Source organism: Herbaspirillum sp. C7C2, assembly GCF_022627865.1.
Classification (GTDB): domain Bacteria; phylum Pseudomonadota; class Gammaproteobacteria; order Burkholderiales; family Burkholderiaceae_D; genus Herbaspirillum; species Herbaspirillum frisingense.
Map to the genome: position 1 here is coordinate 70,670 of NZ_JABXGI010000009.1, position 12,003 is coordinate 82,672.

Below are 12,003 nucleotides of genomic sequence, written 5' to 3' on the forward strand. Positions count from 1 at the left end.
TTCACTCTGGATTAATTCCAACTGAAGCAAACTAACTAGCAGCCCCTAAGCTTCCGGTGACGACGTTCTGTCGTCACCGCTCTCCCTCCGCTCACTCCTTCGCCCCCTTCCCCTTCCCCGCCTCCGAGACTGGCGGAAATGCCTTTTCAAGCCGGATTACCGACGCTTGCCCATTGCTGACCAATCCTGTCCGTATTCTTTGTACAACAGCGTGCATAAGCGCTTTCATTCGGAAAATGGCGCTATCACAAGGCCTTCCGGACGATCCTGCCGCGCAGGCGGGAGACGCCGCCTAGAAATTTTTAGAATAAGAATCACTTTTATTTGGAGAGTCTTTATAATTGTAAAAATCTTGTATCAATTCGAAATCCAACGAGCGATACCGGATAACAAAAAAACACGTACTCGCCAGCCATTGCGGCGGTGCAGGCCGGGTCCCCGCTGACCGACCGGCCGCCCGTCCGACTCATAGCCAGCCAAGAGAACCCAAAACAACTTCTCTCGGAACCTTGCCATGAGCTACATCAAGAGCCGCAAGCACGCGCAGCCCGCGTTCGCTTCGACCCGCCTGTCCGCCGCCGTTGCCGGCGCCCTGCTGCTGCCCGCCGTCGGTGTCCACGCCCAGACCAGCACCCTGCCCAAGGTGGAAGTGACCGCCGCCCAGGAATCGGATTACAAGGCCGACAAGGCCTCCTCCACCAAATACAGCCAGCCGCTGGTGGATACCCCGCAGACCCTGACCGTCATCAAGAAGCAACTGATCGACCAGCAAGGCGCCACCACCCTGACCGAGGCGCTGCGCAACAGCCCCGGCGTGGGCACCTTCTATCTCGGTGAGAACGGCAACACCAGCACCGGCGACGCCATCTACATGCGCGGCTTCGACAGCTCCAGCGCCATCTTCGTGGACAACGTGCGCGACCTCGGTTCGATCTCGCGCGACATGTTCAACATCCAGCAGGTGGAAGTATTGAAGGGTCCGGCCGGCACCGACAACGGCCGCGGCTCGCCGACCGGTTCCATCAACCTGGTCACCAAGCAGGCCGAGATGAGCAACTTCTTCAACGCCTCCACCACCTATGGCAGTTGGAACCAGAAGCGCGGTACCGCCGACTGGAACAAGGTTCTGGATGAAGACCGCGGCATCGCCCTGCGCCTGAACCTGATGAAGCAGGACAGCGGCGTCCCCGGTCGCCACGAAGTCAAGAATGACCGCTACGGCATCGCGCCTTCGCTGGCCTTCGGCCTGAACGGCCCGACCCGGGTGTTCCTGAACTACCTGCACATCGACCAGGACAACGTCCCCGACGGCGGTGTGCCGACCATCGGCCTGCCCGGCTATACCTCGCCGGACCCGGCCCGTCCGTACATCTCCAGCGCCCCGCGCGTGGGGTCCAGCAACTTCTACGGCAACGTGAACGACTACGACAAGGTCACCTCCGACATGTTCACCGCCCGCGTGGAACATGACTTCTCGCAGGACCTGAAGCTGCAGAACACCACCCGCTACGCCAAGACCAGCCAGGATTATTTCCTGACCTCCTTCATGGCGAGCGGCACCGCCACCAGCACGCGGGCCGCCGGCCTGCTCACCCCCTCGGCGACCAATCTGTCGACCTGGACCCTGGCCCGCAACCTGCCCACCCGCAAGGACCAGTCCAATGAGATCCTCACCAACCAGACCAACCTGACAGCCAACCTGAAGACCGGTTCGCTGCAGCACACCCTGGTGGGCGGCGTGGAATTCACGCAGGAAAAACAGCACGCCACCTCCTTCACCACCAGCGGCACGCTGCCGGCGGCCAACCTGTACAGCCCGAACGCCAACTTCGGCAACGGCAGCTTCACCATCACCCCGACCGGCTACAACGACGGCAAGACCGATACCATCTCGGCCTACCTGTTCGATACCGTGAAGTTCAACGAGCAGTGGTCGATCAACGGCGGCATCCGCGAAGACCACTATCGCACCACGTATTACTCCAACGCCGCCGGCACCATCACCAACCTGTCGACCTCGGGCAACCTGTTCAACTGGAAGCTGGCCGCGATCTTCAAGCCGACCGACTACAGCAGCATCTACGCGTTGTATGCGACTTCGCAGCAGCCGCCGGGTGGCGCCAACTTTGCGCTCTCCAGCGCGGTCAACAGCGCCGCCAATTCCAACTACGCACCGCAGAAGACCAAGACCAGCGAGCTGGGCACCAAGTGGGATCTGCTGAACAAGAAGCTGGCCATGACCGCCGCCGTGTTCCACACCGAAGTGAGCAATGAAGTCGAGCAGGACGGCACCTCCGGTCGCTACTTCCAGACCGGCAAGAAGACCGTGCAGGGGATCGAACTGGGCGTGACCGGTGACGTCACCAACAACCTCTCGGTGGCCGCCGGCTACACCTGGATGGACACCAAGGTCGACAGCGGTGCCATCACCACCGCGTCGGGTGAGAACAACCTGGCCTACACCCCCAAGCAGGCCTTCACCTCCTGGGCCACCTACCGCCTGCCGCAAGGCTTCACCATCGGTGGCGGTGCGCGCTACGTCAGCTCGCTGCTGCGCGGCACCGACGGTGCGGTCGGCACGCCCAAGTACGCCAATTCCTACTGGGTGGTGGACAGCATGCTCGGTTATGTCGTGAACAAGAACGTGGACCTGCAGTTGAATCTCTACAATATTTTCAACAAGGACTACGTAGCGGCAATCAACAAGAGCGGCTATCGTTACACCCCGGGGTCGCCACGCGCCGTGGCGCTCACCGCCAACTTCAAGTTCTGACCCTGCCCATGGCGATGATTTGATCTGCCTCAGCCCCGGCGCCATGCACTTTGCCTAAAGTGGTGGCGCCCGCTGAGTCCTTCATGGATCAGCCAGACTTGACGGCCCCTCCCGCGTGGAGGGGCCTTTTCATTCGCGACAGGAGAGGTTCATCATGATGCTGCACATTCCCGAAGTCCTCAGCGCCGAGCAGGTGCGCCACATCCGCACCGAACTCGACCGCGCCGACTGGATCGACGGCCGCGCCACCGTCGGCGACCAGGGCGCACGGGTGAAGCGCAACCGGCAACTGCCGGAGCATTCGCCGCTGGGCTTCCAGCTGGGCGAGATCATCCTGGAGGCGCTGCGCAGGAATCCCCTGTTCTTCGCTGCCGCCCTGCCCAAGAAGACCATGCCGCCGCTGTTCAACAGCTACGAAGGCGGCGAGCATTACGGCCTGCACGTCGATGGCTCGGTGCGCAACCTGCCCAATGCCGCCGGCAGCATCCGCACCGATGTTTCCACCACGGTGTTCCTGTCGGACCCGGACGAGTACGAAGGGGGCGAGCTGGTGGTGGTCGATACCTACGGCACCCACGAGGTCAAGCTGCCGGCCGGCGACATGATCGTCTATCCCTCCACCAGCCTGCACCGTGTCGAACCGGTCACCCGCGGCGCCCGCGTCTGTTCCTTCTTCTGGACCCAGAGCATGGTGCGCGACGACTGGAAGCGCAGCATGCTCTTCGAACTGGACCGCAACATCTACAGCCTGCGCCAGCAGATCGGCGACACCGATGAAGTGCTGGGACTGACCGGGCATTATCACAACCTGCTGCGGCAGTGGGCCGAAGTGTAATTCCCGAAGTGTAAATTCTTTATATTGTTTAAGCAGAAAGGCCGTCCGGCATGACATCGGACGGCCTTTCTGTTTTCTTCCCCCAGGGTGGGATCAGACGAAACGCCCAATGGCCGCCGTCACCGCCTCGCGCACCGACCCGCTGACCACAAATCCCTGCGCGGCCTGCACGTCGTCATGGAACCAGCGGTCCCCCTCCAAGCAGGCCGGGATCTGCCGGCGGATCTCGTCGTAGGCCGCCTGCGTTCCACGGCCCAGGACGAAGTCCTTGAGCAGTTCTTCGGTCATCGTCAGCGCCTGCGCTGCCAGCAGCATTTCCACACCCACGATGTATTGCGTGTTCTGCACCACCGTCAGGGCCTTGCGCGCGCACCAGGTGGAGTTGGAGATGTGATCCTCGCTATTGCCCTTGGAGGGGATGCTGTCCACGCTGCCCGGCATGCACAGCGTGCGGTTTTCCATCACCAGCGCACTCATCGAACACTGCACCACCGGATAGCCGGTATTGACGCCGCGCACGCCACTCATCAGGTTGCGCGGCAGCCCCCATGACAGCGTGGGATCGATCAGCCGCGCAATGCGACGCTCGCAGATGCTGCCCAGGTCGGTGATGGCCATGGCCAGCAGGTCCATGGCCTGGGCCAGGTACTGGCCGTGGAAGTTGCCACCGGAAATGATCTCGAAACCTTCGCCCTCTTCCTTGTTGAAGATCAGCGGGTTGTCGGTGGCGGAATTGGTTTCCTTCTCGATGATGGTGTCGATGTAGTCCAGCGCATCGAATACCGGGCCATACACCTGGGGCGCGCAACGCAGCGAATACACATCCTGGATGCGTGAGGTATAGGGGATATCGGTGCGCCGCAATTCGTCCGGCAGTTGCACCGCACGCGCTGCGTGGGTGGTGCGGGTGGAACCCTGCAGGAGGGTGCGGATCACGTCCGCCGTCTTGATCTGCCCCGCATGCGGCCGCGCCTGCTGGATGCGTGGATCGAAGGCCGACATCTCGGCGCGCATGGCCTCCAGCGTCAACCCCAGGGACAGGCAGGCATCGGTCAGCAGGTGGCGCGCATCGTGCGCCGCCAGGATGGCCACCGCCAGCGAGGCGGTGCAGCCATTGATCAGCGCCGAGGCATCCTTGGCCTTGAGGTCGAACTTCACCGGTGCGATGCCGGCCTGTTCGATGGCTTGCGGAGCCCGCATGCGCTGCCCCTGGAACATCACCTCAGCCTCGTCGAAGCCGGCGATGGCGGCAGCCAGATAGGCCAGCGGCGCCAGGTCGCCGGAAGCGCCGACCGAGCCCTTCTGCGGCATGACGGGGTGGATGCCGGCATTGAGGAAGGCCAGCAGGCGATCCACCACCTCCACCCGGGGCGCGGAATAGTTGGAGGCGAACGCGTTGGCACGCAACAGCATGGTGGCCCGGCTGACTTCCTCGGAGAAGGGTTCGCCGATGCCGGCGCTGTGGGCGCGGATCAACTGGGTCTGGAACAGTTCGATATGTTCCACCTTGATGCGCGTGTCCTTGAGCAAGCCCACGCCGGTATTGAAGCTGTACATCATGGGCGCTTCATCGTGCATCCAGGTGCTTTCGATGTAGTCGCGGCTGTGCTTGAGGGCCGCGCGCGAGGAATCGGCCAGCGCGACCTTGAGATGCGGTGCGCGGGCAACGCTGATGACTTGCGCGGCGCTGAGGTTGAAGCCGTCGATGGTGATGGTATGCATGTGTCGTATCTTCTTTCTGACGTGATCGGGCCTACTTGGCGCCGGCCTGGAACCAGGCGGCCACGTCGGCGCGTTCTTCGTCGGTCATCTGGGTCATGTTGGCCAGCGGCATGTCCTTGGTCTGGACGGCGCGCTGGAAGATCTTGGCGGCGTGCTGGTGGATCAGCTCAGGGGTCTGCAGCATCATGCCAGCCGGCGCCGTGGCAAAGCCGGCCTGGGTCGGTTTGTCCGAATGGCAGCTGGCGCAGCGCTGGGTGATGATGGCCTGGATCCTGGTGAAGTCTGGCGCTGCCGCTGCAACCGGGGCGCTGCCTGCGGCAGCGGGTGCCGAGGTAGCCACCGGCGCCACCGGACGCGGTGCGATCGCCACCGCCACGGCCAGCAGCAGGGCCACCCCGGCGATGGGATAGCCGATCGACACCCGGCCCTTGTGCCGCAGATTGAAAAAGTGACGGATCAGCACACCCGCCGCCATGATCGCCGCCAGCACCAGCCAGCTATGGGCATGGGTATAGGTCATCGCATAGTGGTTGCTGATCATGATGAACAAAATGGGCAGCGTGAAGTAATTGTTGTGCACGCTGCGCTGCTTGCCGCGACGACCGTGGATGGGGTCGGGCGAGCGGCCCTGCTGCATCGCCTCCACCAGCTTGCGTTGTCCGGGGATGATCACCATCAGCACATTGCCGACCATGATGGTGCCGATCATGGCACCCACATGGATATAGGCGGCCCGTCCCGACAGCAGGTGCGTGAGCAGATAGGCCACGGCCACGATGAAGACGAACATCACCAGCCCCAGCAGGCCCTCGCGCTTGCCCAGCGGCGAGCGGCACAGCAGGTCATAGACGATCCAGCCCAGCACCAGCGTGCCGATGCCCACGCCCACCGCTTCGATGCCGGAGAGATTGGCCACCGACTTGTCCACCATCATGGCCGAGGCATTGAAGTAATAGACGATGAACAGCATGGCCACGCCGGTGATCCAGGTGGCATAGGCTTCCCACTTGAACCAGTGCAGTTCCTGGGGCAGCTCGGCCGGCGCCACCAGATACTTCTGCGGATTGTAGAAACCGCCGCCGTGGACTGCCCACAGCTCGCCGGAGACGCCCTTCTTTTCCAGGTCGCTGCCCGGCTTGGGCGGACGGATGGAGTTGTCCAGCCAGACGAAATAAAAAGAGGCGCCGATCCAGGCGATGCCCGTGATCAGGTGCAGCCAGCGAACCAGCAGATTGGCCCAGTCGATGCCATATGAAACCAGGAGTGCTTCCATGTCTTCCCCACGCAGGATTGCTGTCCGCCACCGCGACCTACTCCGGACAGGCGAGGCATTGCCTCAGGAATGGGCCGCCATGAAAGCCCTCCCCCGCCATGCATGCCGCATGGAAACTGCTGGATGAGTGGGAGTGAAGGCTTTCCGCGCGCCGGGACGCGCACGAAGCCTGGAAGTGGCGTCGCTGCTGGTCTCCCGTCGTGCTGCCGCTACGACCCGATGGCTGCTGCCATCTGTTGTCTCGGTCCTCGTCCTGCGGCGCTGCCCTCGTGAGGCTGGCAATGGCTGGCGCGGACCGGTTGCACGAACGATAAACGCGGGGACCGTCCAAAACATGGTCGACAACATATATTTGACATACGAAAGTCCATATACAAAAATGCCCCCTGGATGTGGGACGCTTGCGCTCGCATCACGCCAGGCCGCCGCCGCGAGCCGGTCCTGACGAATAACAACGACAAGGCACCCACCCGATGCGGTGCCATCAGAGTGAACGAAAAACCGTCACCTGCCCCACGCTAGAACAAAGACCCCGGAGACATCCCCATGTCCAGGCTGCCTGACCACCTCGATATCCACCTCATCCGCATCCTCTATCTGTTGCTGTGCGAAAAGAATGTCTCGCGCGTGGCCCTGAAACTGAACCAGCCGCAACCCTCGATCTCCGCTTCGCTGCGCAAGCTGCGTGAGCTCACCGGTGATCCGCTGCTGGTGCGCGGCGCCCGTGGCATGGTGCCGACCCAGCACGGCGAAAGCCTGCTGAAACCGGCCAAGCGCATCCTCGATGAGACCGAGCGCCTGTTCGTGCCCAAGACCGCCTTCGTGCCGCAGGAGGAAGAGCGTACTTTCCACATCGCTGCGCCGGACTACATGAACACGCCCTTCTTCACCGAGGTGATCGCGCGCCTGCGTCGTGAATCGCCGCGCAGCCACATCGTGATCCACGCGCTGGGCCCGGATACCGACTACGTGCGCCTGCTCTCGGACGGCGAACTGGACCTGGTCATCGCCAACTGGGACGAGCCGCCGCCGCACCTGCATCTCTCCAAGCTGTTCGACGACCCCATCGTCTGCCTGATGCGCGCCGATTGCGCCTATGCCAAGCGCACCGCCCGCGACGCCATGACCATCGAGGACTATCTCTCCCTGCCCCACGCCGCGCCTTCGCAGATCCTGCCCGGCTATCACGGCACCATCGACAGCTTCCTGGAGAAGCAGAACCTGCATCGCAACGTGGTGGTGGAGTCGGCCCACTTCCGCATGCTGCCCTACATGGTGGCGCAGACCGACCTAGTGCTGACGGCCGGCCAGCAGTTCGCCAGCTTCTACGAAAAGCTGCTGGCCCTGAAAAGCTATACGGTGCCCATCAAGTTCCCGCCGCTGCGCTTCTACCAGCTCTGGCACGAGCGCGTGCACCAGGCCACCGAGCACAAGTGGCTGCGCGCCCAGGTCAGCGCGGCCGCCAAGCTGCTGGCCCAGGGGCGGGCATGAGGGACATGGCTGGCATGGCGGGCATGGTGGACATGGCCGCAGCCCGCCAGGACGCCGGCCAGCAAAGGGAAATGACACCCGTCCATATATCGCCCGGACGTGTAGCGGTATGCCGGGGCCACTATATCGCCCCTGCCGGATTGCTTTAGTATCGCCAGCATCAGGCCGGTATCCACCTCCAGAGCGCACAGGAAGGCAGAACACGGCACTGAGCCGGAACCACATTCAAGCGACAAGGCCGGCCCCGTTCCAGACAGCCGGGGCAAGGTCACATGTCAGGTTCCTCCATAAAAAATACCAGGAGACAGCCCATGCAAGCCCCCAGCCATCCAGTGGATGAACGCCTACCCGTATTCAAGCTCTTCGCGCTCGGCATGCAGCACGTGCTGGTGATGTATGCCGGTGCGATTGCCGTGCCGCTCATCATCGGCGGTGCCCTGAACCTGCCCAAGTCCGAGATCGCCTACCTGATCAGTGCCGACCTGTTCTGCTGTGGCGTGGTCACCATCATCCAGAGTGCCGGCATCTGGAAGTTCGGCATCCGCATGCCGGTCATGATGGGCGTGACCTTCGCCGCCGTGGGACCGATGGTGGCCATGGCCAACAATCCCCAGCTCAACATCCTGCACATCTATGGCGCGGTGATTGCCTCGGGTCTGTTCTGCATCCTGGCCTCGCCCTACATGAGCAAGCTCATGCGCTACTTTCCACCGGTGGTGACGGGTACCGTGATCACGGTGATCGGGGTCTCGCTGATGGGCGTGGGCATCAACTGGGCGGCGGGCGGACAACCGGTGATCGGCAAGCTGGTCGACGGCGTCTTCGTCAAGGTGCCCAATCCCGACTATGGCTCGCCGCTGTCGCTGTCGATTGCGGCGGTGGTGCTGGTGGCCATCCTGCTGATCACCAAGTACACGCGGGGATTCATCTCCAACATCTCGGTATTGCTGGGGATGGTGGTGGGCTTCGTGATCGCCTTTGCACTGGGCAAGATCAGCTTCGACGGCCTGGATGCAGCCGACTGGTTTGCCTTCATCCAGCCCTTCCACTATGGCCTGCCGCAGTTCGACCTGGCTTCCATCATCAGCATGTGCCTGGTGATGATCGTGACCATGATCGAATCGACCGGCATGTTCATGGCCCTGGGCGACATCGTCGGCCGCCGGATCGACGACCGCGCGCTCGCCAGCGGCCTGCGTGTGGATGGCCTGGGCACCGTGATCGGGGGCCTCTTCAACACCTTCCCCTATACCTCGTTCTCGCAGAACGTCGGTCTGGTGGGCGTGACCGGCATCCGCAGCCGCTTCGTCTGCGTGGCCGCCGGGGTGATCCTGATCGCCTTTGGCCTGTTCCCCAAGATGGCGCACGTGGCCGCCTCGATCCCGCAATTCGTGCTGGGCGGCGCCGGCATCGTGATGTTCGGCATGGTGGCCGCGACCGGGATCAAGATCCTCTCCAAGGTCGATTTCCACAATAACCGCAACAACCTCTTCATCGTTGCCATCAGCATCGGTGTGGGCATGATCCCCATCGTCGCCCCCACCTTCTTCGACAAGATGCCGCACCTGCTGGGCACCATCTTCCACAGCGGCATCCTGCTGGCCTCGGCCATGGCAGTGGGGCTGAACCTGTTCTTCAACGGTCGCGGCAGCGAGGAAGACGTGGCCCGCTATGCGGTAGCGGCGGCACAAAGCTCGGATCACTGAGCGCAGGCGCGGTCTTGCCATCGACAGATATGCCAAAACCGATACGCGCCAGATGAAACCGTTGATGCCATCCGGGCCAAGATGTTTTAAAGTCTCACCTGCGCCCGGATGCCCGCCGGGCGCGCCCGCAGCCCTCCCCGGACGGCAGCGGCAACCCACAATCACAGACAACAATCGGCGCCGACAATACTGATTTTCAGATCGTGGGCGCCGGTGTTGATCGCAACAGCAACGAACCAGCGAGGGAGCCGGCGCAGACCGACCGGCCAGCACATGACGACGACACTGCAACAATTGAACGAGGCCGATGCCTCCGCCTTCATCGCCGCCCTGCACGGCATCTACGAGCATTCGCCCTGGATTCCCGAGCGCGCCGCGCTGCAGCGTCCCTTTCGCAACATCACCGCCCTGAAACTGGCCCTGCAGAACGTCGTCACCGACGCCAGCCGCGCCGAACAACTGGGCCTGATCCGCGCCCACCCCGAACTGGCCGGCCGCGCCGCCATCGCCGGCGAACTGACCGCCGAATCCACCGGCGAGCAGGCCCGGGCCGGCCTGAACCAGTGCAGCCCGGAGGAATTTGCCCGCCTGCAACAGCTCAACACCGATTACAACGCCCGCTTCGGCTTCCCCTTCATCCTGGCCGTGAAAGGCCCGACCGGGGCTGGCCTGACGCGTCAGCAGATCATCGCCACCTTCGCCCGTCGCCTGCGCAACCAGGTCGAAGACGAACTGCGCGAAGCCCTGCGCCAGATCGGCCGCATTGCCGAGATGCGCCTGAACGACCTGCTGGGCCATCGCCCGCAACTGGGTGCCACCGTCATGCAATGGGCCGAGGAAATCGGTGCCCTGTCCGAAGACGAAGGCGCTCTCACCTGCACCTACCTGACCGACACCCACCGTCGCACCGCCGACCAGATCGCCCAATGGATGCGCGAAGCCGGCATGCACGTCCACATCGATGCGGTGGGCAACGTGGTCGGCCGCTACCTCTCCAGCGACCCGCAGGCCAAGACCCTGATGACCGGCTCGCACTACGACACGGTGCGCAACGGCGGCAAGTACGACGGCCGCGAAGGCATCCTGCTGCCCATCGCCGTGGTCAGGCACCTGCATGAGCGGGGCGAGACCCTGCCCTTCCATTTCGAAGTCATCGGCTTCTCGGAAGAGGAAGGCGTACGCTTCAAGAGCACCTTCCTGGGCAGCAATGCCGTCACCGGCCAGTTCGACATGAAGCTGCTCGACCTGCAGGACAAGGACGGCATCAGCATGCGCGAGGTCATCACCCAGGCCGGCCACGACGTCACCGCCATCCCGCAGATCGCCCGCGACGCCGCCGATATCCTGGGCTATGTCGAAGTCCACATCGAGCAGGGCCCGGTCCTGTTGAACCGCGACCTGCCGGTCGGCATCGTCACCTCCATTGCCGGCAGCTCACGCTACCTGGTCGACCTGAAAGGCGTGGCCAGCCACGCCGGTACTACGCCGATGGACATGCGCAAGGACGCCGCCGCCGCCGCCGCCGAGATCATCCTCTATGTGGAACAGCGCTGCTCACAGGACCAGCATGCTGCGCTGGTCGGCACGGTCGGCCAGCTGCAGGTACCCCGCGGCTCCACCAACGTCATCCCGGGCGCCTGCCAGCTCTCGCTGGACATCCGCGCCGCCCGTGACGACATCCGCCTGGCCGCGGTCAAGGACATCCTCGCCAAAATCGAAGACATCGGGGCACGGCGCAGCATCGACATCAAGCTGGAAGAAACCCTGAGCGCCCCGGCCGCCCCCTGCGCCCCCTGGCTGATGGAACAACTGGCCGCTGCCACCGAACGCGCCGGCGTCCCGCCCTTCGAACTGGCCTCCGGCGCCGGCCACGACGCAATGGCCATCGCCCGCCTGACCGACGTCTGCATGCTCTTCACCCGCTGCGGCAACGGCGGCATCAGCCACAACCCGCTGGAGACCATGACCGCCGATGATGCCGAGGTATCGGGACGGATCCTGTTGGATTTCCTGCGCAGCTTCAGGGCGAAAAATTAATTATTTATATAATTTCAAAATCGGAAGTAAGCACTTCGCTACGACACTGCTGAGCTACCCAGTAACGGCGCGAAGCCGAAGGCGAGCCCCCCGCGAGGCCGAAGGCGAGCGACGCACCGCGAGGCCGAAGGCGAGCCGGACACGCTTTCCCCCTTGGGAGCCAGCC

The 12,003-nt window shown here is 63.4% G+C and carries 7 protein-coding genes; 5 read left to right on the plus strand and 2 right to left on the minus strand.

Annotated features, from left to right (window positions below):
* Positions 1-514: 514 nt before the first annotated feature.
* Together HWE04_RS13960 and HWE04_RS13965 are read left to right on the plus strand one after the other, a co-directional pair.
* A complete protein-coding gene (locus HWE04_RS13960; protein ID WP_241812751.1) occupies positions 515-2,773 on the plus strand; it encodes a catecholate siderophore receptor Fiu in 2,259 nt (752 codons plus the stop codon).
* Positions 2,774-2,927: 154 nt separating this feature from the next.
* Positions 2,928-3,608 (plus strand): Fe2+-dependent dioxygenase, encoded by a 681-nt coding sequence (locus HWE04_RS13965; protein WP_102663415.1) that lies wholly within the window; start codon positions 2,928-2,930, stop codon positions 3,606-3,608.
* Positions 3,609-3,701: 93 nt separating this feature from the next.
* On the opposite strand, the gene HWE04_RS13970 is transcribed toward HWE04_RS13965, so the two are convergent.
* A complete protein-coding gene (locus tag HWE04_RS13970) occupies positions 3,702-5,330 on the minus strand; it encodes an HAL/PAL/TAL family ammonia-lyase (RefSeq protein ID WP_006465213.1) in 1,629 nt (542 codons plus the stop codon).
* A gap of 31 nt (positions 5,331-5,361) precedes the next feature.
* Positions 5,362-6,603, minus strand: coding sequence for a urate hydroxylase PuuD (locus HWE04_RS13975; RefSeq protein WP_077236369.1), 1,242 nt, complete (start codon positions 6,601-6,603; stop codon positions 5,362-5,364).
* 546 nt (positions 6,604-7,149) lie between these two features.
* On the opposite strand from HWE04_RS13975, the gene HWE04_RS13980 reads away from it, so the two are divergent.
* From HWE04_RS13980 to HWE04_RS13990, 3 genes are all read left to right on the plus strand, one after another.
* Positions 7,150-8,094: a LysR substrate-binding domain-containing protein gene (locus HWE04_RS13980; RefSeq protein ID WP_006465211.1), complete on the plus strand. Its 945-nt coding sequence runs from the start codon at positions 7,150-7,152 to the stop codon at positions 8,092-8,094.
* A gap of 311 nt (positions 8,095-8,405) precedes the next feature.
* On the plus strand, positions 8,406-9,800 hold the full coding sequence (locus HWE04_RS13985) for a nucleobase:cation symporter-2 family protein (RefSeq protein ID WP_182992593.1): 1,395 nt from the start codon (positions 8,406-8,408) through the stop codon (positions 9,798-9,800).
* A gap of 273 nt (positions 9,801-10,073) precedes the next feature.
* Positions 10,074-11,837: an allantoate amidohydrolase gene (locus HWE04_RS13990; RefSeq protein ID WP_241812752.1), complete on the plus strand. Its 1,764-nt coding sequence runs from the start codon at positions 10,074-10,076 to the stop codon at positions 11,835-11,837.
* The last annotated feature ends 166 nt before the right edge of the window (positions 11,838-12,003 follow it).